Genomic DNA, 24849 nt, shown 5'->3' on the forward strand with positions numbered 1-24849 from the left:
TTCTGCATCCCCCACTGATGGTTAGCGAGACTTATCGGATCTTTACGGGCAGTTATCTCCCACTTATCTTCTTTGCTTCTCTCGAATCTTGAAGTCGGAGTTTTACTGCCCGTTAAGGTGGGATAAATTCTGATTATACAAAAAAGACTACTCAAATTTTGAATAGTCTTTTTATTATTTAGTAAATGTAAGATTATGCAAACATCAAGGTGACAATAATAATTGATGCAATAATCCCAATAAGATCTGCCAATAACCCAACCTTCAATGCATCGCCCATTTTCTTTATTCCGACTGCACCAAAATAAACAGTCAGCACATACAGCGTCGTATCGGTACTACCTTGCATCGTGGCTGCCAGCATCCCGATAAAAGAATCAGGACCATAAGTGGCAATAATATCTGAGGTTATCCCTAGGGCTGCTGTACCTGAAATAGGGCGGATGAACGCGAGTGGAACAATTTCTGCTGGTATATTTAGAACCTCTAGCATCGGCTTCATGATATTCATTAGAAATTCTAACGCTCCAGAAGCACGGAAGATTGAAATAGCAACCATCATCCCAACTAAATAAGGTATGATTGAAAAAGAAATCGTAATCCCTTCTTTTCCACCCTCAACAAATGTTTCATAGGTAGGTACCTTTTTAAAGGTACCATAAATTAAGATAGCCCCGATAATAACGGGCATTAACCATAAAGATATTACGCTAATGAGTCCCATCTTCGATCACCCTTTTCTCTTTCTCCGATAATAAAAGAATCGATCTATTATTATTGCACCAATTCCTGAAATAAATGTTGCAAGGATTGAAGGACCGACAATGCTTGTTGGTGAGGACGAATCATAGGTCATCATGATGGCTATTACAGTTGTTGGAATTAACGTGATACTTGATGTGTTAATAGCTAAAAAGGTGATCATTGATCGACTGACTTCATCCGAATTTCCGTTTAAAACTTTTAATTGTTCCATTGTTTTTATCCCTAGTGGTGTTGCCGCATTTCCAAGACCAAAAAAGTTGGCCATCATATTTGAAATCATATAGCCCATTGCGGGATGGTCAGGAGGAACCTCTGGAAATAGCTTTGATAAAATTGGTTTAAACAAATTACCGAGTTTTTCTAACAAACCAGCTTTTTCAGCAATCTTCATCAACCCCAACCAAAACACCAATACACTAATTAATCCAATCGCAATCGTTACCGCTTCTTTTCCACCTTTAAAAACAGCTTCATTTACTTGATCCATTGTTCCATTAAACATAGCAAAAACAATTCCTATTACGGTCAGTGCAACCCAAATGAGATTAACCATCTTTATTTACTCCAACCGTAGCTAAAAATAAATTTTTAAATAACTGCCAAAATGTATCCTTCGGTTTTTCCACTTTACCATTATCAAAATAGATAGGTAACTTAGCAATTTCCTTTTCATCAAGCTTTACAGACATTTGCCCAACGATATTCGGTACATTCTTTAGATCTTCCCACGCTTTACTTGGAGTTAATAAAGATAAACTAATTTTCACTTTTTCCTGTTCATCAGTTGTTAGTGGATATTGAACATTCCGATCGATGAAAACTCGATTTTTATAAAATTCGTTATCTATTTTATTGAGTGTTCCCTGTTTCTTTAGATTCACTAGCTCATAGTTATTAAATGCATAGTCATGTAGATTCATATGATCTTGCCAATCGTCCGGATCATTTAGCGTAACTACAATCGTATTGAAACCATCCTTTGAAGCAGTTGACACAAGTGTCCGTTTCGCTCTGACTGTATAACCTGTCTTGCCACCTGTTGTATATTTATAGAGGCCCGTTAATAATTTATTTTTGTTCTCCCATTCTCTTTCCCATTTTTCATTTGGATTAGGAGCTTTATGTGTTTCGGTACCTGAAATCTTCTGATACGTTTCATTTTTCATCGCATACTGTGTTAAGATAGCCATATCATAAGCGGTGGAAAAATGATTTTCATGATCATCTAATCCATGCGGATTGGCAAATTCCGTATTTGTCATGCCAATTTCTTGTGCTTTTTGATTCATTAGCACAACAAAGCCTTCAAGACTACCCCCAACATGTTCTGCAATTGCAACTGCAGCATCATTTCCTGATCGGAGCATTAAACCATATACTAAATCCTCTAATTTTATCTTTTCCCCTTTTTGTAAATAAACCGCTGACCCTTCAGCTTGTACTGCTCTTTCACTAACCGTTACCATTTCATCCATTTTTCCGGATTCAATCGCAAGGATTGCTGTCATAATTTTCGTAATACTCGCAATCCTCATTTTTGTATGAGCCTCTTTTTCATATAAAATCCGACCGGATTCTTGTTCTATTAAGATGGCAGCTTTTGCACTCACACCGGTGGCTGTGGAGTTACAGGGAAATATAGTTAAAAGCAAAAATATGATGATAAAGCCAAATATCACTTTCTTTCTGTACAGCATATGGCATCCCTCGTCCCCTTACTTGTTTTGTACAAGTTTATGCATCTGGACAAAGCTTATGAATGGAAATTTCATAAATATAGCTATACTCAATCATTTATTTCTACTTCAAAAGCTTGATATTTGTTTCGAAATTAGTTCAGAAAAGAACAAAAGCGCAAGCTCCTTGACCAGCCTAAGGCAGTCATAAGACGCGCATGAATAGAAAGGTACTTGTTACCTTCAATTCATGCGCGTCTTATGACCCCGAGGGGCTAGGCGCTTACGCTGGATGCCGTGCGCTTATCCACAGTGCAAGAATTTTATAGTTCGCTAAACAAAAAAAACTGCCTCGATAAGGAAATTCCGACAAATAGTAATTACTTGTGAAATTTACTTTCGATTCAGTTGCAATTCATTTTTATTTTAGTTCTTCAAATGTTTCATTAAATTTCTCAAAGAAAAGATCTGCTTCTTCCTGTTCATACTCCTCAGCTGCTTTATCTGGCAGAGGTGGTAGTTCTTCGATAGATTTCAATCCAAAATGTTCCAGAAATTCCTTCGTTGTTCCATATAGGATCGCACGCCCTGTACCTTCGGCTCTCCCAACTTCTTTAATTAGTATTTTCGTGAGCAATGTTTGAATCGGTCGTTCAGTTTTCACTCCACGGATTTCCTCAATCTCTGTTCTCGTAATTGGTTGTCGATAAGCAATAATAGCTAACGTTTCAAGTGCAGCCTGTGAAAGAGAAGCATTCACAGGAGCTTCAACTAACTTCTTTAAATATATCGCATGCTCTTTTTTCGTTGTAAGTTGGTAATGTCCAGCAACTTCATCTAATACAATTCCACGCTCTGCTTCTTGATAACTCCTAGATAACTCTTCTACTATTTCAATGACTTCGGGTTCTTCAAGTTCTAAAACGACTGTTAGTTGTTTCAAGGAAAGACCCTCGTCACCTGATGCAAATAAAAGAGCTTCCACAATTGCTTTCCACTCAATGACACCTAAGGACACGATCCTACTCACTCCTCATAATATAAATATCTGAAAAATTATTTTCCTGTTCAATTAAAATCGAATGTGTTTTCATTAATTCTAAAATAGCCAAAAAAGTGACAACTAAATGATCTTTACTGTTCGTTGAAAACAAATCGGTAAATCGACGTCTACCAGGATTTACCCGTAATTCCTCTAATACCTCTTCCATTCGTTTCTCAATCGGTATTTCCTGACGTGTAATTTTTGTTTGAACTGGTTTTTGAATTTTTTTTCTTCGTAACATCTTTTGAAAGGCAGCAAGCATGTCATATAAGGAAACATTTAATGAATCTTTTTGATTTACTACCTGTACACCATATTCACTTAAATCACTTGGCGCCTTTGTATAAACCTGCGAACGAATCTCTTCAAGGCTTCGTAGATCCTCAGCTGCTTCTTTATATATTCGATACTCAATCAATCTTCGCATTAATTCCTCACGAGGGTCTTCTTCAAGCTCTTCCCCAAACTCATCCTCAAATAACTCTTCTTCATGCTTTGGAAGAAGCATTCTGCTTTTAATCGAAAGTAATGTTGCTGCCATAACTAAATATTCCGAAGCGACATCAAGCTGCAGCTCCTGCATTGTGTGAATATAAAGCATGTATTGTTCAGTGATTTCCGAAACAGGAATATCATATATATCAATTTCTAAACGATTTATTAAATGAAGTAAAAGGTCTAGTGGACCTTCAAAAGCGTCGATTTTCACATGATATTGCAATTTATACCCCACCATTCTTACAACTAGCCATCATATAGTATAGAGGAAATTTTCTACATGTCCAATATTTTTAAGCTAATAAATCATGATTTAAGCGTTTTTTTCGCCATTGCATGAATTTTGTAGGTGCAGCATATTCGTGTGGTTTCCATTTTATGCTCATCCATAATAGCCTGACAAACTGATCAATCCCTTTGCTTCATAACGGTCTCCATATTTCCCAGTAATAAATTACCCAATAAATAGTCATCCGCCCATACACTTCCACTCGTTGGTCATATATTACAAATGTAAATAGCTATTCATTAAGGAGGAATTAAACATGGGTGACGGTTTTAATTACGGCGGAGGATTTGCGTTAATTGTTGTCTTGTTTATCTTGTTAATCATCGTTGGTGCTGCTTGGTTATGCTAAGAACAAAAGCGTAAGCGCCCGTTCATCGACGTATGAACTGGAGCACTCCGTATGAGCTAAAGGAAACACGAAGAGCGAGAATGCGATTCGGTGTTGACTTAGCGTATAAGGAGGGTGAAGTTCACTAGTCGCTGGGCGCGCTGGAGCTGGATGTCATGCGCTAATCCAACAGTACAAGAATTTTATTGTACGCTAAAGAAAAAAAGGCTGCTGTTCATTCAGCAGCCTTATCTTATGGTACACTAATGGCATAAGAATTGGTAAGAGGTGAAAAAGCTATGTATGATCGTGCTTATATCGATTATCTCATTTATTTCCATTGTGAGCGGGATTATTTCGAGTGTCATGAGGTGCTAGAGGAACATTGGAAAAGTGAAGCAAAAAACGAACGAAAAACATACTGGGTTGGTCTCATTCAAATTGCTGTTGGTTTGTACCATCAAAGACGAGGAAACTTCACTGGCGCATTAAGAATGATCTCAAATTCAATTCAATTACTTGAGAATGATCAACAGGCTGTTAACAAGCTTGGTTTAAACAGTGATGAACTAGTAACCATATTAAATAAGAGAAAAAGTGAAATTGTAAATAAGCAAAGCTATTACAGTATCAACCTGCCTATTATTGATAAAGTCTTACTTAAGATTTGCCATAATCACTGTATTGATACAAAGAAAATATGGGGACAAGCCAGTGATTTATCCAATGAATATCTGATAAATAAGCACACAAAAAGAAATCGAACTGGTGTAATTAATGAACGGATAAAGCAGCTCGAGCTTCGAAAAAAACCAGAGATATGATCTCTGGTTTTTTAGCAATTCTTGTCTTTATTACTTTTGCACTTTTCAAAAAACTTTTCTGTTTCATCATTAGGAATAACAGTTTTAGTTTTGTAAAGTTCTTTCACAGCATTCACCATGCTTTTACCGATTCCTTGTTGACGATGGGATGGATTAACCGAAATATGACGTACTTCAACAACATCTTCATCTTTAAAAATAACACCAATTGCACCGATAATGTCTTCATCCTGCTTCCATAGAAACAATTGCCAATCATCTGCTGTTTCGTACTGTTTAATTGTTTGCTGTAATTGCTTCAAATCCTTCTCCGCTGGCATAAATGACAGGAGACCCATTGCAATCTTTTCAAAACTTTTTTTAAAGCGTATTAACATATTTACCCCTCATTAACGAAATAGCTTCCAAAAAGGCGAAAGCGAAAATCATTTACCGATAAAAAATTCTAAAAGTAAAAATACTTTTGCGAGATGTCCTTTTGTCTAGTTATGTTCAAACTTTAGTAAAATGACTTCTCAAAACATTATATACAGTTTTTTATCGATTTTAAACACTTTTAAGAAAAATTAATCTAGGGCTTTTAGCAAATTAGACATTTCAATAGCTGTGACAGCAGCTTCATAGCCTTTATTTCCAGCTTTCGTTCCAGCTCTTTCAATAGCTTGCTCAATTGATTCAGTTGTTAGCAATCCAAATACGACAGGAACACCAGTCTCTAAAGATACTTTTGAAACACCTTTTGCAGTTTCATTACATACATAATCATAATGAGTAGTTGCTCCTCTAATAACAGTTCCTAACGTAATAATCGCATCATATTTTCCTGATTCAGCCAATTTCTTTGCAACTAAAGGTAATTCAAATGCACCAGGTACCCAAGCTACCGTTACATTTTCTTCTTCAACGCCATGTCTTCTTAATGCGTCTTCTGACCCACCCAAAAGCTTTGATGTAATAAATTCATTAAAACGACCAACGACAATTGCAATTTTTAACCCACTACCAATTAAATGACCTTCAAATGTTTTCATATCTATTTCCTCCTGAATATGTTATTAGAAATGTAGAAAATGTCCTAATTTTTCATTTTTCGTTTTTAAGTATGCTTCATTTTCCGTTCTTACAGGCATTTGAATCGGCACACGATCAACTACCTGTAAGTCGTATCCTTCCAGACCAGTAATTTTTCTAGGATTATTTGTTAATAAACGCATTTTTTCAATACCTAAATCTTTTAAGATTTGTGCGCCGATTCCATAATCTCTGAGGTCCGGAGCAAATCCTAATTCTTCATTTGCTGCTACAGTATCGTACCCTTGCTCTTGAAGTTTATATGCTTTCATCTTATTTAACAGACCAATTCCTCTGCCTTCTTGACGCATATATAACAGAACACCTTTGCCCTCTTCCTCAATTTGAGCAAGTGCTGAATGCAATTGCGGACCGCAATCACATCGATATGAGCCAAAAACATCTCCAGTCAAGCACTCAGAATGCACTCTAACTAATATAGGTTCACTGGAGTTAATTTCACCTTTTACGAGAGCAACATGCTCTTTATCATCTATTGAGTTGGAATATCCAATTGCTTTAAAAGATCCAAATTCCGTAGGTAACTCAACTTCTATTTCTCTTTTTACTAGTTTTTCACTTCGATTACGGTAATGGATTAAATCCTTAATCGTAATGATCTTCAATTCAAGCTTTTCAGCTATTTCAAGTAAATCTGGTACTCTTGCCATTGTTCCATCTTCTTTAATGATTTCACAAATGACTCCACCTGGTTTGGCACCACAAAGAATCGATAAATCAACAGCTGCTTCAGTATGCCCAGCTCTTCTGAGGACACCGCCTTCCCTAGCGACTAGCGGAAAAGTATGACCTGGACGTTTAAAGTCTGTTGGAATTGATTCATCTGAAAGCAGCGCGTTTATTGTGTCAGCACGCTCGAATGCACTAATACCTGTTTTATTCGTTTTATAATCAACACTAACGGTAAAAGCAGTTCCGTGTGGATCCGTGTTTTGGTTCACCATCGGCGAGAGGTCTAATTTTTTAGCTTGGCTTTCTGTAATCGGCACACAAACTAGTCCTCTACCGTGCTTAATCATTAAATTAATCACATCAGGTGTAACTTTATCTGCTAAAGCAACGAAGTCCCCTTCATTTTCACGGTCTTCATCGTCAACAACAATGACAACTTTTCCCTCTTGTAGATCAGTAATAGCTTCCTCAATTTTATGAAACATCGCCAAACCCCCTTCTTTTATTATTAGCATCCGGACACCAAGATCTAGCACTATTTTGTCCGAGACTACTTAAGATGCTTATTCTTTCCAGATTAATAAAATCCATTTTCCTCCAAAAATGCTTTGCTCAATGAAGAACTTTTCGGATTGACCTGTTGATTAAGAAACTTTTTAATATATTTGCCAAGCATATCACATTCAATATTTACGATATCCCCTACATCTTTTGCACCAAGAATTGTTTCAGACAAAGTATGAGGAATAATCGAAATAACAACCTTTTCTTTCTCTAACCCAAAAATGGTTAAACTCGTTCCATCAATCGTGATTGACCCTTTATAAATCAACGTATCTGTTAATTCTTCAGGTAATTGCAATTCATAATAAACAGCATTCGATACACGTTGTTTTCTAATGATTTTCGCAATTCCATCGACATGCCCAGAAACAATATGACCACCGAAACGCCCGTTTGCAGGCATTGCTCTTTCTAAATTAACCCGCGAACCTTGCTTTAATTGGTTTAACGAAGTGCTTTTTACTGTTTCAGGCATAACATCCACCGAAAATGAAGTTTGACTGAAATCAGTGACTGTTAAACAAACACCATTCACGGCGATACTATCTCCTAGAGATATATCATCTGTTATTTTTTTCACCCCAATGGTAAAAACAATCGCATCTTTTGAACTTTTGACAGCAGTGATCGATCCAATCTCTTCAATAATTCCTGTAAACATTTAGTTCCCTCACTTTGCTACACCATTATTTAAAAATCCAGTTAATAGAAAACCCCCTTCTAAACAAGAGTTTCATTTCTTACTTAGGCAATTGGGGTTAAACGATAAAAAGCCCAAAGTCTATAGACTAAGGGCTTATTTATAAGAAATTGATATTTGAGTATGTCAAATAAGAGTATTAAATATCAATTTCAAAAAAAGAATATTTAATACACCGCAAAATTTGCGCAATTCTTCTCCCATCCAGACTTTCACTGTCGGTCCTAGATTTTCACTAGATCCACCGTTAACTAAAGTTAACGGGTCACGGACTTAGAAGCTCAATCTGGCTTCATCACCGCCGGTAGGGATTTTCACCCTGCCCCGAAGAATGTAAAACAAAATATGTAATTGTTTTTTATTTTATCCTTAATTCGAGAAATAAGCAATCATCAATGATCATTTTTTTTATGAAATTTTTCACATCATCTTAAATGAAGGAAAATCAAGAGGTGGAACAAGCTTACTCTACACCATTTTTGACCTAAACGACTCTTTTTATAAACTGTTTGGGAATGCTGTGTAAGTAAGCTGGTTCCGTCTCCTTTTCAAACACAAAAAAAAGCTACCTCTAATTCTCGCAAGAAAAAAGAAGTAGCTTTTTATCATTTACCTTATGCTTCGAATACTTTTACTTCTTTCATGACATCGTTTGGTTTAATGTTGTATACAGCCTCAAGATTTTCAATAACTTTACCAAACACTGTATGAACACCATTTAAATGTGGTTGCGGCTCATGAACGATGAAAAATTGACTTCCACCTGTGTCTTTACCAGCATGTGCCATTGATAATGAACCTGCTTCATGAGTATGTGGGTTACCTTGTGTTTCACATTTAATTGAGTAACCAGGGCCGCCAGTACCTGTTCCATGTGGACAACCGCCTTGTGCAACAAATCCAGGTATTACACGGTGAAACGTTAAACCATTGTAAAAGCCCTCATTTGCTAATTTTTCGAAATTTGCAACCGTACCAGGTGCTTCGTTTGGAAATAAATCAATAACAAGCTTATCTCCATTTTCCATTGTAATTTCTGCTTTTTTCATATGTATTGTAACCTCCATTATGTTTATTTCGTCTAATAGACATGAACACCACTCTATTCTACTATAACTAAGGAAAGAACACCAAGCAGTAACCTTCATTTGCTCTGAAAATTTATCTTTTGGTCAAAATAGTAAGTGATCTGACTTCTCTTCACTTACTAAAATGAAAAATGCTATTGACATTCCCCAAAAAAATCTATAATAGTGGTTATTAGAGGATATTCGCTTTACACATTAAGGAGGCTTTACCTATGAAAAAATATATTTTATGTTTTATCGCTGTACTTATGTTTGCTTTCCCATCACTAACCCTCGCTGATGCAGTGGTCGGTGAAATGATTATAACTCTTGGTGAAAACCTATCAGAACAACAAAAACAAACTTTATTAAAAGAAATGAATGCAACTGAAAATGATCAAATTATTACCGTTACTAATGAAGAAGAGCATAATTATCTAGGAAAGTATATACCAAAAGCGACAATTGGAACAAAAGCTCTTTCCTCAACGAGTATTACAATTGAAGAACAAGGATCAGGACTTGAGGTCACGACAAAAAACATTGACTGGGTAACGGACGAAATGTATTTAAATGCACTAATGACAGCTGGTGTAAAAGATGCGACAATTTATGTTACTGCTCCATTTAAAGTATCAGGCACAGCGGCATTAACAGGGTTAATAAAAGCCTATGAAGTATCTTCAGATAAGGTGATACCTGAGGATGTCAAACAAGTTGCGAATGAAGAGCTTGTAACAACTGCCAAACTTGGAGATGATGTTGGGACTGAAAACGCCTCAGCACTAATGGCTAAAATAAAGGATGAAATTGCTCAAAATGGTGTTCCTGAAACTGAATCTGATCTTCGCACGATGATTGAAAATGCAGCTAATGAACTAGGAATCACCCTATCAGAGGAAAATATAAACAGCCTCGTAGAGCTTTTTAATAAGATGAAGAATATTAATATTGATTGGAATCAAGTTGGAGACCAGCTTGATAAGGCAAAAGATAAAATCTCAAACTTTCTAAATTCAGAGGAAGGCAAAACTTTTTTACAGCAAGTGAAAGAATTCTTTATCGCTTTATGGAATGCAATTATTTCCATCTTTACGAATGATGAACAATCAGCAATGGAATAGTCAAATCTGTCATTGTCAAAACCATTATGCAATAGCCTCACGGGAGAAACCTACTTGATTTCTCCTGTTTTTATTAACTCCACTCACAAAGCATGAAATATTATATAATAAAACAGGAGAACGGGAGGTGGAAAATAATAGGGAGAGTAAACTTTCATCCACTACTACTTTTAAGTCTTTTTATCAATGCTTTTGCAATAGGAATGTTTGCTTATGAAAATTATATCGAAGAAAAGATGGGTTACAGTGTTACTTTTATTATCCTATGTTTATTTTTAATCGTTCTAACCGTTTACGGTTTAGTGAGTAATAGTAAGTATAACCGAACCTAGAAATGAAACTTAATTACTACTAAAAATATCACCATACGGAAACACCGTTACTGCATTTTTCTATCCTGATAGATTTAGATTCAGAGAGTTAGACAAGGATTCGTTTTTGAAACAGCAAAAGAGCAACGAATATCTCTTCGTTGCTCGCTACTAGTAAAATCCCTACCAATAGAGACGATACTTTCTTAATTTTGGATTACTTTTGATTTTAAAGGTAAGTCATTTGCTATTAAATCTTCAAAGCTTTCTCTTTTTACAACAAGCTGATCTACACCATTTTCAACAAAAACAACAGCTGGACGAGGGATTCTGTTGTAATTATTTGCCATCGAATAACCATATGCTCCTGTACAGAATACAGCTAAAATATCATCTGGTTTAACTTCTGGCAGTGGCAAGTCCCAAATTAACATATCTCCGCTTTCACAGCATTTCCCTGCAATCGAAACAGGTTTATCATGTTTTTCAGTCACGCGATTTGCTAATACAGCCTCATATTTTGCCTGGTAAAGTGCTGGACGAATATTGTCGCTCATTCCTCCATCAATTGCCACGTACTCTCTTATATTTGGTACTGTTTTTTGTGAACCGATCGTATAAAGTGTTGTTCCGGCATCGCCAACAAGCGAGCGACCTGGTTCTATCCAAATCTCAGGCATAGCAATACCCATTTCATTCACTTGTTTTTTAACAGCTTCGACAATTTGTTCTACATAATATGTGGCAGGAAGCGGGTGATCTTCTTCCGTATAACGAATACCGAAGCCTCCGCCTAAATTAACAACTTCTGGCGTATAGGAAAATTGTTCTTTCCAAACGCTAATTTTCTCAAATACTCTTTCGGCTGCAAGGACAAAACCTGCCGTATCAAAAATTTGCGAACCAATATGACAGTGTATCCCTAATAATCGAATGCCTTTAGATTTCAGAATCGCTTCAATCGCTCGTTCAATTTGACCATTTAATAGCCCAAAACCAAACTTAGAATCTTCTTGTCCTGTCGTTATATAATCATGTGTATGTGCTTCCACACCTGGAGTTACACGTAAAAGAACCGGTACTTGTGTACTATAATTCTTAGATAATTCCTCTAGCAATTCAATTTCATAAAAATTATCAACAACGATGCAACCAACACCATGATCTAAAGCCATCTTCAACTCTGCACGACTTTTGTTATTTCCATGTAGATGTATTTTTTCAGCTGGAAAGCCGGAAGCAATGGCCGTATAGAGTTCTCCACCAGAAACAACATCTAGAGATAACCCCTCTTCAGCGATCAATTGAAACATCGCAATTGACGAAAAGGCCTTACTTGCATAAGCAACTTGTGCTCTTACTCCCATATTTTCAAATGCTTGCTTAAAACTTCTAGCACGTTCTCTTATTAAAGCCACATCATAAATATAAAGAGGTGTTCCATATTCTTTAGCTAACTTGATCGTATCTACTCCGCCTATTTCTAAATGTCCTACTTCATTTATTTTGCTCGTACCATGTAAGAACAACGTGTATCCCCTCTTTCTATATCTAGGCTGTTTAAGAAACGATGTCCTTTATGATGCGTTTACGAACACATGTTATTACTAGTCCACAAACAGATCGATTGTTAAATTCACTTATTATGAAAGGAAACAACATTCATTTTTTAAAAAGCCAGCTTTCAATCTAACCGGAAAAAAAGACAGTTAATACAAATGGTAATTAACTGTTTTTTTAAAAAATTTCTTCACTTATTTAAGCATACAATATCATAATTGAGAGGTTGTTACAATAAGGTTTTATCCTAATTTGACTGTTTTTTTACATTTTGCGGATGAACAATACTTGGTCTAAGTTTTGCTCCCGGTACAGTTGTCCGTATAATAATTTGCCATAACGCTTTTGCATTGAATGGAAGGAAAGGCCATAAGTAAGGTGTATTAAGGGAACGAATACTTACCAAGAATAAAAGAAATAATGTACAACCTATTATTAAACCTTCCTGCTTAAAGACTGCAACAGCAACCAGTAGCACTAATCTGGCAATTTTATTCGCAACACTTAGCTCATAACTTGGAGTTGCAAACGTCCCGATTCCTGCTACTGCTACATAGAGAATAACCTCTGGTACAAACATTCCAACATCTATGGCGATTTGACCAATTAATGCTGCAGCAATTAGGCCCATTGCCGTGGACAATGATGTCGGTGTGTGAATGGCAGCCATTCTTAAAAACTCAAGACCAAAATCAGCAAGAAAAATTTGCACAACGATTGGTATGTTCTTTTGTTCAGCTGGACCAATATACGCTATCTTTTCAGGTAATAAAGATGGCTCTAAAACGAATAGGAACCATAAAGGTAAAAGGAATATTGATGCTCCGATACCTAAAAATCGAACCCATCTAAGAAAAGTCCCAACCGCAGGTGCCTGTCGATATTCTTCGGCATGTTGAACATGGTGAAAGAATGTTGTCGGTGTAATAATAACACTTGGTGAAGTATCAACGATAATTAATACATGCCCCTCTAATAAATGATTTGCCGCTACATCTGGTCTCTCCGTATAACGAACTAATGGATATGGGTTATAACCTTGTTTAACTAAAAATTCCTCAACCGATTTATCCGCCATTGTAATTCCATCTATTTTTATCGTCTCTAATTCTTTGTTAATCGTTTCTACTAATCCGGGATCTGCCACATCCTCTATATAAGCAACACATACATCTGTTTTTGAACGCTCACCAATTTTCATCATTTTATATCGTAAACGCTCGTCTCTGATTCTACGACGTATTAGCCCAGTATTTACAATAATATTTTCAACAAATCCGTCTCTTGCTCCACGGACTATTTTCTCGGTATCCGGCTCTGCAGGCTGACGTCCAGGGTAGCTGCGCACATCAACAACTAACCCATAATCACTACCTTCTATTAAAAAGACAATTAATCCCGAAAGAACTTGATCGACAACTTCATCTAGTGTTTTGATTTTTTGAACAGATTGGTTAACAATCCGATTTTCAAGAATCTCTTTAAATTTTGTATGATCTACCTCATTATCATTAATTGATGTAATTTTTTTTAAAATCTCAACAATATAATTTGTGTCACATAATCCGTTTAAAAAGTACATATTAACTTGAAAATCTAAAATATAAACTTTTCTAATACCTAGATCAAAACTTGTATTCAATCCGACATTGTCCTTGAAAAATCGTTCGTTTTCGGCAAGATTACCTGAAATCGGACGTTTTTCTTCAGCAGTTTGGGTCGTCATGATATCCACTCCTTTTTAAGATTAGTCTTACCGCTTTCATCGTAATCGGACAGCCATTTTTCACACTGTCTTTTCGTGCCATTTTTCCAATATCACCGATTCCCACAATGATTGGAACGTTCAATTGATCTAGACAATAAACAGTGTCACCACTTATCCTGCCAATCTCTATGTCCCGGATTCCACTCTTGTCTACTCCGAATTCTGTTAACTCGCCAAAACGATCAATACTTACGTCCACTCTAGTCCACTCAGTTTGATGTGTTTTGGAAGCGACAGCAATAATGCCAAGAACCTCTATGTGCTGATTTTCTGCCACATACTTTAATGCCATTTCCCCTGCACCCTCACCTAAAAGGCCACAATCATCAAACATGACAAAAACGGGGTCACTTTTCGCTGTAAGAATGAGCTTAACAATTTGTGGACCACTTAATGTAGTTGGATTTCCCTGAGTTCTGGAAATAGCTCTACCACCTATTTTAGCTGCTACATATTCAATTGAACGAGCGGCGTACTCATCCCCATCAGTGACTAATATGACCTTTCGTTTTTTTGTCAATGGTTCATCCTATCCTTTCGGTTTAAAAATAAGGGCCATTATAAATGCAAATAAAATAGCTGCTGAAATACCTGCAGAGGTTAATTCAAAAATACCTATCCCGATGCCAATAAAACCATGTTCCTTCGCTTGTGCCATCGCTCCATGGAGTAATGAATGTCCGAAACTTGTGATTGGTACAGTTGCACCTGCTCCTGCAAAATCAATCAATTTATCATAAAGACCAAAACCATCTAAAATAGCTCCTGATACAACAAAGGTACTCATCACATGTGCGGGTGTAAATTTAAAAATATCTAAAAGCAATTGTCCGACCACACAAATGGCGCCTCCGACTACAAATGCTAATAAGTACTCCATTAGCTACTCACACTCCAATCGGTTCTCTCAAATACAACACCATGTGCGATGGTTGGGATTGATTCTTTTTGTTGAATCATTGTCGGGCTTAATAAAGCACCAGTCGCAACAACAAATACGCGATTTAAATTACCTAGTTGAAGTTCATTAAAAATATGAGCGTACGTTACGACCGCTGAACAGGCACATCCACTTCCACCTGCAAACACTGGCTGATCAGGTCGAAAAACGATTAAACCACAGTCATTATACTTGTCATGAACATCATATCCTTCTTCTTTTAACATCTCTTTAGCAATTGGACTTCCTACTCCCGATAAATCTCCTGTTAGAAACAAATCGTAATCATCAGGTGTGCGATTTAAATCCTTTAAGTGCTGTGCAATTGTATCGGCAGCAGCCGGTGCCATCGCAGAGCCCATATCAAACGGATCTTTTATCCCTAAATCGGCTACCTTTCCTATCGTAGCTGAAGTTATTCTAATATTGCTTACTTCCTTACTAATTAATACTGCACCTGATCCTGTTACTGTGAATGTTGCTGAGTCAGGCTTTTGACCACCATATTCAGTTGGGTAGCGAAATTGTCTTTCGGCAGTAGCATTATGACTACTTGTAGCTGCAATCACATTGTTAGCAAATCCACCATCCACTAATGCAGAACCTACAGCTACTGTTTCCATTGATGTTGAACAAGCACCAAACATACAAAGAAACGGTACATTCACATGGCGCGCAACATAATTAGATGTTACATTTTGATTTAACAAATCACCTGCTAATAACAGGTCGATATCATCGATTGTTTTGTTCCCTTTTTTTAAACATTGTTCAATTGCTTGCTCCATCAATCTTCTTTCTGCAAGCTCCCAATTAGCCTCACCACAATGTAGTTCGTTATGTTTTACATCAAATAATTTCCCTAAAGGCCCCTCTGCTTCCATCGGACCAACCGCTGTTCCACTCGAATGGACAAATAATGGATTTTCAAATTGCCAAGTTTGTTTACCCGTTAATTTCACTAATGCCACCTCACTTTAAAATGCGATTCCATAGAAATAGCGTATGATCCCAACAACGTATGCCGCAACAACTCCAAACACAATGACGCTACCTGCAAGCTTAAACATATTAGTGGCAACTCCTAACACAACCCCTTCACTTCGGTGTTCGATTGCCGCACTTGTCATCGAATTTGCAAAACCAGTAATTGGGACCGCTGAACCCGCTCCTGCAAACTGGCCCAGCTTATCATAAACACCAAATCCAGTTAAAAGGGCTGAAAGTAGGATCAATGTTCCCGCTGTTGGATTACTTGCCTCCTTTTCAGAAAAGTTAAATACATGAATGTAAAAGTTTTGTATTCCTTGACCAACAATACAAATAAGCCCACCAATAATGAATGCCTTAAGGCAATTTAAGAAGTATGGTGGTTTCGGCTGAAATTCTTTAATTTGATTTTTATAATCATCCTTTATTTTAGGTTTTTCCATATGACTTCCTCCTGTTACAGATTCACAAAATATATCCAATGAAAAAGTGAACCAATTATTTTTCCGAACACAATAGCCATTAATAACATAACAATTCTATCTCCAAATCCGATTCGCTTTGCTAAGATTGGAAAGACATTTAATACCTCAGTTAAAGCGGCTGCTAGCATACCAATAAACACTCCACAAAATAGTCCAATCGGGATTAGCCAATACTCTGACTGAAAAAGTATTGTATCTCGCAAACTCATCCATCCTGAAATGACAGTCCCTAGGATGATCGCCAATTCATAAACATGAATATATTTATACGTTTTCGTTAGCTGTGTTAATCTTGGAATAATACCGAGGACGGAAATGAATGCTACATAACCGGAACCAACAACAAGTCCTCCTGCTAAACCAATGATGATTAGAATGAAACTGTTAACGATTATCATCAACTTCGTTCAAATTCTCCTTGTTTTCATTCATCGCCACATATTGATCTAAGTCTAGCTGATAATTAAATATTTCAACCTCAAGGGGACTTGGTTCCTCATTAATTTTCTTCTTGAATAAATGATTGAAAAACAAAACCATCCCTATCCCTAGTCCTAATGAATATGGAATTTGTAGTAGGAGTGGATAATCATTTGATTTCCCTGTTACCATTTTGTAAATCTTTTGATGAACAGCTTGCATACTCACATCTTCATGGAAGTTCATTATAGCTAGACCGGCACCGATAAATAACAAGATCCACACAACACAAAATAATAATGGTGAAAATTTCTTTTTGTCATACAAAATCTCAACAATCGTTTGTGCTGCCCCAATTGTTTGCGTATCAATTTGGTGGTCAAATTTATGTATTTCCTTTAGTACATGCATGACGTCTATAACCACCATATTTTTATCACTCGGTTGAATTTTGTGAATGAAAATTCGCTTTATTTTTTCCGTCAACTCCTTATCGCCGACGACAAGTGCGATTTTATCAATCGTAATGACCTCGTTAGGATAAACTTGAATTCGATGACGAAGTCTTATATACACTGTCTTTTCCATCAAAATTCACTTCCTAATGGATAGTTATGTTTGTATATGTAGTATGCATTGGCTTATTTTCAATCATGCAAGATAGAAGAGAAGTCCATTAATTACCATGAAAAATGAACGCTTATCCGGAAATCTAGAATTTTATCGTTCCTGGTAAACGACGAAAAGCTGACTCAGTTAATGAGTCAGCTTTTCCTATTGATCCATTCTATCCTTCATTTGCTGTAAAATCTTTTTTTCAAGACGAGACACTTGCACTTGCGATATTCCTAACCGATCCGCAACTTCTGACTGCGTTTGGTCTTTATAATACCTCAAGTATACAATGAGCCTTTCGCGTTCATCGAGTTCACGAATTGCATCCTTTAACACGATTTTATCAAACCATTTTGTTTCGGTATTATCTGCTATTTGATCTAGCAAGGTTATTGGATCACCATCATTTTCATAAACGGTCTCATGGATGGAAGAAGGTGCTCTTACAGCCTCTTGAGCGAGAACCACATCTTCGGGAGAAATATCTAGATAGTTTGCGATTTCTACAACAGTAGGCACCTTACCCATCGTTTTCGAAAGCTCATCTCGAGCACGTCGAATTTTATTGCCTAATTCCTTTAGTGACCGACTAACCTTGACCGTACCATCATCACGGATAAATCGTTGGATTTCCCCAATGATCATCGGAACAGCATAGGTTGAAAATCGCACATCATACGATAAATCAAATTTATCAATAGATTTCATCAAACCGATACTGCCAATTTGAAATAAATCATCAGGTTCATAACCACGGTTCAAAAAGCGTTGAACTACTGACCAAACAAGACGCATATTTTTTTGAATGATTAAATCACGTGCTTCTTGATCACCTTTCTGACTACGCAGAATTAATTCTTTGACTTCGTGGTCCTTTAACTGAGTTTTTGAATTATCGTTCTTGACCTCCACATCCATAGCAAGTCTCCCTTTAATTGCTTAAAGCTTTACTTTTTGATAAGTGCTTTGTCATTCTTACTGTTGTTCCTCTTGTTTCTAACGATTCAACTTTCATTTCATCCATAAAGTTTTCCATAATCGTAAAGCCCATACCCGATCTTTCCAGTTCAGGCTTCGTTGTATATAGTGGTTGTCTCGCTTCATCAATATCAGCGATGCCTATACCTTCATCACGAATTGTCATCTCAATAACCTCATCTTCCAACGTTACTGTAATATAAACAATTCCAGTTGGATCATTTTCATATCCGTGAATAATCGCATTTGTTACTGCCTCTGAAACTACTGTTTTAATTTCCGTTAATTCATCCATTGTAGGATCCAATTGTGCAATAAACGAAGCAACTGTAACCCTTGCAAACGATTCATTTTGGCTTAGCGCTGAAAATTGAAGGTTCATTTCATTTCTCAAGATGCCACCCCCAATGTTTGCAGGGCCTTTTGCTCATCTTCTTCTAAACGAATGATTTTAAATAAGCCTGACATATCAAATAAACGTTTTACAGCGGGAGAAATGGCACATACAACCATCTCGCCACCCATAGCTTTAATTTGTTTGTATCTACCTAAAATAACACCCAAGCCAGAGCTATCCATAAACGCTAATTTTTCAAGATTTAATAAAATATGCTTGATAGGGTTTGCTGCTAGTGTTTCAGTTACTTTCGTACGCAATTCCTCTGTAGTATGATGATCAAGCTCACCTGAGAGTCGTATACATAAAACAGTTTCTTTCACATCAAGTTCAATCGCTAGACTCAAGGTTTTACCCCTCCTTAAATTCTGGATAAAGAGTCATTCTTGATTGAAACATTAATTTCCTGCATCCTGACAAAACTAGTTAAAATTCGTCAACATCAGCTAGACTTTGTAAAATCACCCATTACACGTTTAAATAATTTCCACCAGCTAGCTTCATCAATATTTTTTTCCGCAACTAATTTGCTTTCAGCGATAATTTTTTCATCCTTTTTTAATTGCAATGATCCGAGTTCATCGCCTCGTTTAATCGGAGCTCGAACATCTTTTTTCATCACAATCTCTTGTGTCACATCATCAACATTTTCACCCTTTTTTGTAAGAATAGAAATTGGTTCTGAAGTCATTAAATTAGCCTCATTTTCGCTACCCTTACTAACTTTCATCTTTGTTAATATTTGATCCTTTTTAAAAAGAGGATGTGTTTGATATTGACTAAATGCATAATCTAACATTTTCGTTACTTGTGCATTTCGGTCTTTCGGTGTATCCGCTCCAAACACAACCGCGATAACACGCATATTATCTTTTTTCGCAGTTGCTGTTAAGCAATACTTCGCTTCATTTGTAAATCCAGTTTTTACTCCGTCTACGCCTGGATAAAACTTAACAAGTCGATTCGTATTAACAAGCCAGAATTTCTTATCCGTTCCTTCTCGTAAATAATCCTCGTATTTTCCTGTATACTTTGTGATTTCCTCATACTTTAATAATTCTTTTGCCATAAGCGCCATATCTTGTGCAGAACTATAATGGTCAGCCTCTGGTAACCCGGTAGGATTTTTAAAATGTGTATTTTTCAATCCTAATTCTTCTACCTTTTTGTTCATCATTTCTACAAACGCTTCAGCAGAACCTGCAATTTTTTCAGCCATCGCAACTGATGCATCATTTCCAGACCCTATTGCAATTCCTTTTAACATTTGTTCTACAGTCATTTCCTCACCAGGCTCAAGGAAAATCTGTGATCCCCCCATTGAAGCCGCATATTCACTTGTGCGAACTTTTTCATCCATTTTAATTTGATTTTTTTCGAGCGCTTCCATAATTAGAAGCATCGTCATAATTTTTGTCATACTTGCTGGAGGTAGCTTTTGATCACTATTTTTATCGTACAAAATCGTCCCTGTATCTCGTTCGATCAAAACAGCTGACTTTGCTCTATCTGCAAGTTCGACAGAAGACTCTTTGGCAAACGCCACTGGTGTGACAGAAATAAGCATTGCTATAAGCATAAAACATGAAATTATCCGTTTCATTTCATAAGCCCTCCATTCTTTATATACCCATTTTTTCCAATAGGAGGGAAATTATACTAGTGTAATGGGAAGTTTTTTGGTTGGTAATGATTAGTGTGGTGTTTTTTGAGAATTGCTTAAGAGGTAGCTGTTGGTGTAGTTTATTTTGAATTAGATGAAACTCGATTTTTCATGCGTTCTTCCTTTTAGATTGCCAGTATAGTTGTTTTTCAATGAGACAAGGATTTTATATACAGTAGATTCAGATTTCATCTGTAAAAAACGTCTTATCTGCTTGTTCAAAATTGTTGATTGAAATAAGTTAGGTATTTTGTTTCTATCTTTTTATGAATTCGTCCAATGTGTGTAGTTTTCCCACCATTGTCGGGAGTTTTTCCGCCGTTCGTTTATCTCTCCTAGGTGCATTCATACCGATTTTCCATCTTTCTACATAAAAAAAACCACAGCCCTAAGTGCTGTGGTTCAACAGTTCCTTCTATTCCACTGTAGCGTAAATCAATTCTGGTGCTTTCACTGCATTGCTAGAAATTGAGATACTGCTAAATAATTTGTTTTTCACATCATCGACATTTTCTCGGTTACTGTGAATGGTTACAAGTGAGTCACCCGTCTTAACAGAGTCACCGACTTTTTTATTTAACACAAGTCCTACGGCTAGGTCGATTTGTGATTCTTTTGTTGCACGACCGGCTCCAAGTAGCATGGCAGCTGTTCCGACTGAGTCTGCGATGATTTCTGAGACATATCCATCTTCTTGTGCTTGTAATTCAATTTTAAATCGTGCTTCTGGTAGTTTTTCTGGTTGATCGACTACGGTACCATCTCCACCTTGAGCTACTAGAAACGTTTTTAACGTCTCCAAGGCCTTGCCATTATTCATTACTTCTACAAGCATTGTGCGTGCTTCTTCTAGTGAATTAGCTTTTTCAGCTAACAGGACCATATAACTTCCAAGTGTAATGCATAGTTCTTCTAAGTCCTTTGGTCCTTTGCCACTCAATGTGTCGATCGCTTCTTTTACTTCGAGCGCATTTCCTATTGCGTATCCTAATGGTTGGCTCATGTCTGAAATGATAGCCATCGTTCTTCGACCTACTAAGTTACCGATGTCCACCATTGCTTTCGCTAGTTCCTTTGAGTCATCTAAATCTTTCATAAATGCACCTGCACCGGTTTTCACATCTAATACAATGGCATTAGCACCTGCTGCAATTTTTTTACTCATGATCGAACTTGCGATGAGCGGAATACTGTTTACGGTTGCTGTTACATCGCGTAGAGCATAGAGGTTTTTGTCTGCTGGTGTGAGATTTCCGCTTTGACCGATGACAGCAAGCTTATTTTTATTCACAAGATCGATAAATTGCTTGTTTTCAATTTCAACGTGAAAGCCTGGAACAGATTCGAGCTTATCAATTGTACCACCTGTATGACCTAATCCTCGTCCAGACATTTTTGCAACTGGAACGCCAACTGCTGCTACTAGTGGTCCTAATACAAGTGTTGTCGTATCACCTACTCCACCTGTACTATGCTTATCTACTTTTATCCCTTTAATTTCACCTAAGTCGATTGTGTCCCCTGAATGAACCATCGCCATGGTAAGCTCTGCACGCTCTTGGTCTGTCATTCCTTGGAAGTAAATAGCCATTGTCAATGCGCTCATCTGGTAATCAGGAATATCACCGGCAGTATAGCCTTTAATAATATGGTGGATCTCTTCTTTTGTTAATTCGTGACCGTCTCTTTTTTTCTCTATTAAATCAACCATTCTCATCGATAATCTCACCTTTTATGTTAGTTTATTGATTTTCTCAACGATACTCTTTACTAGATTTAAAAAGTTGACGCGGACCTTTTCTGTTGTTTCAATTACTTCATCATGTGATAATGGCTGATTTAAAATTCCTGCAGCCATATTTGAGATACACGAAATACCTAAAACGTTTAGACCAGCATGTTTCGCCACGATTACTTCTGGTACAGTCGACATTCCTACTGCGTCTCCTCCTAATGTACGAAGAGCACGAATTTCTGCAGGAGTTTCATAGGATGGACCGGTATTACCAACATATACCCCTTCTTGTAATTTAATGTTCAATTCATTTGCACTACTTTTTGCCATCTCTCTAAGGTTAAGATTGTAGCTTTCGGACATATCTGGGAAGCGCACTCCAATATTCGAGTCGTTTGGTCCAATTAATGGGTTTGCCCCCATGTTATTAATGTGATCGGTAATGAGCATTAAATCTCCCGCTTCGAATGACTCATTAATTCCACCAGCCGCATTTGTGACGATCAATGTTTCAACGCCTAATTCTTTCATAACGCGAACTGGGGCTGTTACTTTGTCTAAGCTATACCCTTCATAAAAATGAAAGCGTCCTTGCATGGCAACAACTTTTGCACCCTTAAGTGTTCCAAAAACTAGCTGTCCTGCGTGACCTTCAACTGTAGAAACTGGAAAATTAGGTATTTCATCGTATGGAATTTTGACTGATTGTTCGATTTCATCCGCTAGTACACCTAGGCCTGAACCTAAAATCAAACCAACTTTTGGTGTATCATTAAATTTCACTTTTACATAATTTGCTGCTTCTTTAATTTGATTATAATCCATTATGCATCCTCCTAGTTCAACTCTGGCAAAAAGCTTTTTCCGTATGCAGGCATTTTGACATTAAAATTATCAGCGATTGTCGCACCAACATCAGCAAATGTTTCTCTCATTTGTAGTTCTTTACCTACTTTTAATCTTGGGCTGTAAACAAGCAATGGCACGTATTCGCGCGTATGGTCTGTTCCCGGGTGTACAGGATCATTTCCATGGTCTGCTGTCACAATTAACAAGTCTTGTTCTGTTAATTGTTCGAGAACTGCTGTTAACCGATTATCGTATTCTTCAAGTGCTTTTCCGTATCCTATTGGATCGCGGCGATGACCGAATAATGCATCAAAATCAACTAGGTTCACAAAGCTGATGCCTGTAAAATCCATATCCAAGGATTCAATTAGTTTATCCATTCCGTCCATGTTTGATTTTGTTCGTATTGATTTTGTAATACCTTCACCATCATATATGTCAGAGATTTTCCCAATGGCTAAAACATCATATCCACTATCTTTTAACTCATTCATTACCGTTCGATCAAACGGTTTTAATGCATAGTCATGACGGTTTGCTGTTCTTGTAAAATTCCCTGACACACCGATAAATGGACGAGCTATCACACGTCCTACCATATATTTTTCATCTAGTGTTAATTCACGAGCTAGTTCACAGATTTTATATAGTTCATCGATAGGAACGATTTCTTCATGTGCAGCAATTTGCAAGACTGAATCAGCAGATGTATAAACAATTAATGCTCCTGTATTCATATGCTCTTCGCCAAGCTCATCTAAAATTTCCGTTCCTGAGGCAGGCTTATTGCCAATTATTTTCCGACCCGTTTTTTCTTCTAATTCATTAAGTAGTTCTGAAGGGAAACCATCTGGGAAGACCCTAAATGGTTGCTGGATGTTCAAACCCATAATTTCCCAATGTCCTGTCATTGTATCTTTGCCATTTGATGCCTCTTGCATTTTTGTGTAAAAGGAAAGTGGCTGCTCTTGAACAGGAATTCCTGCTATTTCCCTAATATTACTTAGACCAAGCTTCGCCATATTTGGCATGTTAAGCCCACCCATATGTTCCGCTATATGTCCAAGTGTATTAGAACCGAGATCGTTAAACTTGTCTGCATCAGGTGCTTCTCCAATGCCAACTGAGTCTAGTACGATTAAAAAAATCCGTTTATATGTATAATTTGACATGTAAATCCTCCCTTTGACATATTATCCTCATACATAATCTTCCTTATATCTCAATATTCCATTCGAGTCAGAAGAATCGTCAGAAGTCTGACAACTTAAATACAACATTCATTATAAACTTCTTTGATGATAGTTGACAACTTAAAATACGATCTATTTTTTCAAATCCTGATTGAACTTTTAGTAAAGAAACAAAAGCGCAAGCACCTTGATCAGCCTCGGGCAAATAAGACGCTTGCGCTGGATGCCGTGCGCTTATCCACAGTACAAGAATTTTATAAATTCCTAGCAATAAAAAAGCATCTCCACAAATGTGTGATGC

The 24849-nt window shown here is 36.9% G+C and carries 28 protein-coding genes and 1 riboswitch; of the genes, 3 read left to right on the top strand and 25 right to left on the bottom strand.

Features of this window, described 5'->3' with window-relative positions; translation table 11 throughout:
* Nucleotides 1–193: 193 nt before the first annotated feature.
* From K9V48_RS09100 to K9V48_RS09120, 5 genes are all read right to left on the bottom strand, one after another.
* Nucleotides 194–724 (bottom strand): spore maturation protein, encoded by a 531-nt coding sequence (locus tag K9V48_RS09100; RefSeq protein WP_224138524.1) that lies wholly within the window; start codon nt 722–724, stop codon nt 194–196.
* A 6-nt stretch (nt 725–730) separates the two neighbouring features.
* Nucleotides 731–1318: a nucleoside recognition domain-containing protein gene (locus tag K9V48_RS09105; RefSeq protein ID WP_224138526.1), complete on the bottom strand. Its 588-nt coding sequence runs from the start codon at nt 1316–1318 to the stop codon at nt 731–733.
* Nucleotides 1311–2462 (bottom strand): D-alanyl-D-alanine carboxypeptidase family protein, encoded by a 1152-nt coding sequence (locus K9V48_RS09110; protein ID WP_224138528.1) that lies wholly within the window; start codon nt 2460–2462, stop codon nt 1311–1313. Before K9V48_RS09110 ends, K9V48_RS09105 begins: the two co-directional genes overlap by 8 nt.
* A 400-nt stretch (nt 2463–2862) precedes the next feature.
* Nucleotides 2863–3459, bottom strand: a complete 597-nt coding sequence (gene scpB, locus K9V48_RS09115) for an SMC-Scp complex subunit ScpB (RefSeq protein WP_224138529.1) — start codon at nt 3457–3459, stop codon at nt 2863–2865.
* 4 nt (nt 3460–3463) lie between these two features.
* A complete protein-coding gene (locus K9V48_RS09120) occupies nt 3464–4222 on the bottom strand; it encodes a segregation/condensation protein A (RefSeq protein ID WP_224138531.1) in 759 nt (252 codons plus the stop codon).
* Between the two features lie 307 nt (nt 4223–4529).
* Between K9V48_RS09120 and K9V48_RS09125 the strand changes: the two genes are divergently transcribed.
* Nucleotides 4530–4622, top strand: a complete 93-nt coding sequence (locus tag K9V48_RS09125; RefSeq protein ID WP_224138533.1) for a YjcZ family sporulation protein — start codon at nt 4530–4532, stop codon at nt 4620–4622.
* Nucleotides 4623–4900: 278 nt separating this feature from the next.
* Nucleotides 4901–5425, top strand: a complete 525-nt coding sequence (locus tag K9V48_RS09130; protein ID WP_224138534.1) for a DUF309 domain-containing protein — start codon at nt 4901–4903, stop codon at nt 5423–5425.
* An 11-nt stretch (nt 5426–5436) separates the two neighbouring features.
* Here the strand turns inward: K9V48_RS09130 and K9V48_RS09135 are convergent, their stop codons facing one another.
* From K9V48_RS09135 to K9V48_RS09155, 5 genes are all read right to left on the bottom strand, one after another.
* Nucleotides 5437–5802 (bottom strand): GNAT family N-acetyltransferase, encoded by a 366-nt coding sequence (locus K9V48_RS09135; protein WP_224138536.1) that lies wholly within the window; start codon nt 5800–5802, stop codon nt 5437–5439.
* A 189-nt stretch (nt 5803–5991) separates the two neighbouring features.
* Entirely contained in the window at nt 5992–6456 is a 465-nt protein-coding gene (gene ribH, locus K9V48_RS09140) for a 6,7-dimethyl-8-ribityllumazine synthase (RefSeq protein ID WP_224138538.1), read from the bottom strand.
* Between the two features lie 24 nt (nt 6457–6480).
* Nucleotides 6481–7674, bottom strand: a complete 1194-nt coding sequence (locus K9V48_RS09145) for a bifunctional 3,4-dihydroxy-2-butanone-4-phosphate synthase/GTP cyclohydrolase II (RefSeq protein ID WP_224138539.1) — start codon at nt 7672–7674, stop codon at nt 6481–6483.
* A gap of 92 nt (nt 7675–7766) precedes the next feature.
* Nucleotides 7767–8414, bottom strand: a complete 648-nt coding sequence (gene ribE / locus K9V48_RS09150) for a riboflavin synthase (RefSeq protein ID WP_224138540.1) — start codon at nt 8412–8414, stop codon at nt 7767–7769.
* 227 nt (nt 8415–8641) lie between these two features.
* A riboswitch (FMN riboswitch) is annotated at nt 8642–8789 on the bottom strand.
* Between the two features lie 278 nt (nt 8790–9067).
* Nucleotides 9068–9502 carry a peptidylprolyl isomerase gene (locus K9V48_RS09155; protein ID WP_224138541.1) on the bottom strand — a complete coding sequence of 145 codons (435 nt, stop codon included), beginning with the start codon at nt 9500–9502 and terminating at the stop codon, nt 9068–9070.
* A gap of 251 nt (nt 9503–9753) precedes the next feature.
* On the opposite strand from K9V48_RS09155, the gene K9V48_RS09160 reads away from it, so the two are divergent.
* Entirely contained in the window at nt 9754–10644 is an 891-nt protein-coding gene (locus K9V48_RS09160; RefSeq protein ID WP_224138542.1) for a DUF1002 domain-containing protein, read from the top strand.
* Nucleotides 10645–11161: 517 nt separating this feature from the next.
* Here the strand turns inward: K9V48_RS09160 and lysA are convergent.
* The 15 genes from lysA to deoB all read right to left on the bottom strand — a co-directional run bounded on the left by lysA (nt 11162) and on the right by deoB (nt 24527).
* Entirely contained in the window at nt 11162–12484 is a 1323-nt protein-coding gene (gene lysA, locus K9V48_RS09165; RefSeq protein WP_224138543.1) for a diaminopimelate decarboxylase, read from the bottom strand.
* Nucleotides 12485–12762: 278 nt separating this feature from the next.
* Nucleotides 12763–14241 (bottom strand): spore germination protein, encoded by a 1479-nt coding sequence (locus K9V48_RS09170; RefSeq protein WP_224138544.1) that lies wholly within the window; start codon nt 14239–14241, stop codon nt 12763–12765.
* Nucleotides 14222–14803, bottom strand: coding sequence for a stage V sporulation protein SpoVABEA (gene spoVAEA, locus K9V48_RS09175; protein WP_224138545.1), 582 nt, complete (start codon nt 14801–14803; stop codon nt 14222–14224). The genes K9V48_RS09170 and spoVAEA overlap by 20 nt, the downstream gene beginning before the upstream one ends.
* A gap of 9 nt (nt 14804–14812) precedes the next feature.
* The gene (spoVAE, locus tag K9V48_RS09180) at nt 14813–15163 is read right to left on the bottom strand and encodes a stage V sporulation protein AE (protein ID WP_224138547.1); all 351 of its coding nucleotides are present in this window, start codon (nt 15161–15163) and stop codon (nt 14813–14815) included.
* The gene (spoVAD, locus tag K9V48_RS09185) at nt 15163–16185 is read right to left on the bottom strand and encodes a stage V sporulation protein AD (protein WP_224138549.1); all 1023 of its coding nucleotides are present in this window, start codon (nt 16183–16185) and stop codon (nt 15163–15165) included. The genes spoVAE and spoVAD overlap by 1 nt, the downstream gene beginning before the upstream one ends.
* A gap of 15 nt (nt 16186–16200) precedes the next feature.
* A complete protein-coding gene (spoVAC, locus tag K9V48_RS09190; RefSeq protein WP_224138551.1) occupies nt 16201–16656 on the bottom strand; it encodes a stage V sporulation protein AC in 456 nt (151 codons plus the stop codon).
* Nucleotides 16657–16670: 14 nt separating this feature from the next.
* Nucleotides 16671–17096 carry a stage V sporulation protein AB gene (locus K9V48_RS09195; RefSeq protein WP_224138553.1) on the bottom strand — a complete coding sequence of 142 codons (426 nt, stop codon included), beginning with the start codon at nt 17094–17096 and terminating at the stop codon, nt 16671–16673.
* Nucleotides 17083–17706, bottom strand: coding sequence for a stage V sporulation protein AA (locus tag K9V48_RS09200; protein WP_224138555.1), 624 nt, complete (start codon nt 17704–17706; stop codon nt 17083–17085). Before K9V48_RS09200 ends, K9V48_RS09195 begins: the two co-directional genes overlap by 14 nt.
* A 186-nt stretch (nt 17707–17892) precedes the next feature.
* Entirely contained in the window at nt 17893–18651 is a 759-nt protein-coding gene (gene sigF / locus K9V48_RS09205; RefSeq protein ID WP_111614189.1) for an RNA polymerase sporulation sigma factor SigF, read from the bottom strand.
* A 13-nt stretch (nt 18652–18664) separates the two neighbouring features.
* Nucleotides 18665–19105: an anti-sigma F factor gene (spoIIAB, locus tag K9V48_RS09210; protein ID WP_224138556.1), complete on the bottom strand. Its 441-nt coding sequence runs from the start codon at nt 19103–19105 to the stop codon at nt 18665–18667.
* On the bottom strand, nt 19102–19455 hold the full coding sequence (gene spoIIAA, locus K9V48_RS09215; protein WP_224138557.1) for an anti-sigma F factor antagonist: 354 nt from the start codon (nt 19453–19455) through the stop codon (nt 19102–19104). The genes spoIIAB and spoIIAA overlap by 4 nt, the downstream gene beginning before the upstream one ends.
* Before the next feature lie 95 nt (nt 19456–19550).
* Nucleotides 19551–20711 (bottom strand): D-alanyl-D-alanine carboxypeptidase family protein, encoded by a 1161-nt coding sequence (locus K9V48_RS09220; protein WP_224138558.1) that lies wholly within the window; start codon nt 20709–20711, stop codon nt 19551–19553.
* Between the two features lie 475 nt (nt 20712–21186).
* The gene (locus tag K9V48_RS09225) at nt 21187–22488 is read right to left on the bottom strand and encodes a pyrimidine-nucleoside phosphorylase (RefSeq protein ID WP_224138559.1); all 1302 of its coding nucleotides are present in this window, start codon (nt 22486–22488) and stop codon (nt 21187–21189) included.
* A gap of 15 nt (nt 22489–22503) precedes the next feature.
* Nucleotides 22504–23331, bottom strand: a complete 828-nt coding sequence (locus K9V48_RS09230) for a purine-nucleoside phosphorylase (protein WP_224138561.1) — start codon at nt 23329–23331, stop codon at nt 22504–22506.
* A gap of 11 nt (nt 23332–23342) precedes the next feature.
* On the bottom strand, nt 23343–24527 hold the full coding sequence (gene deoB, locus K9V48_RS09235; protein ID WP_224138563.1) for a phosphopentomutase: 1185 nt from the start codon (nt 24525–24527) through the stop codon (nt 23343–23345).
* Nucleotides 24528–24849 lie beyond the last annotated feature (322 nt).

This window comes from Metabacillus rhizolycopersici, assembly GCF_020075705.1.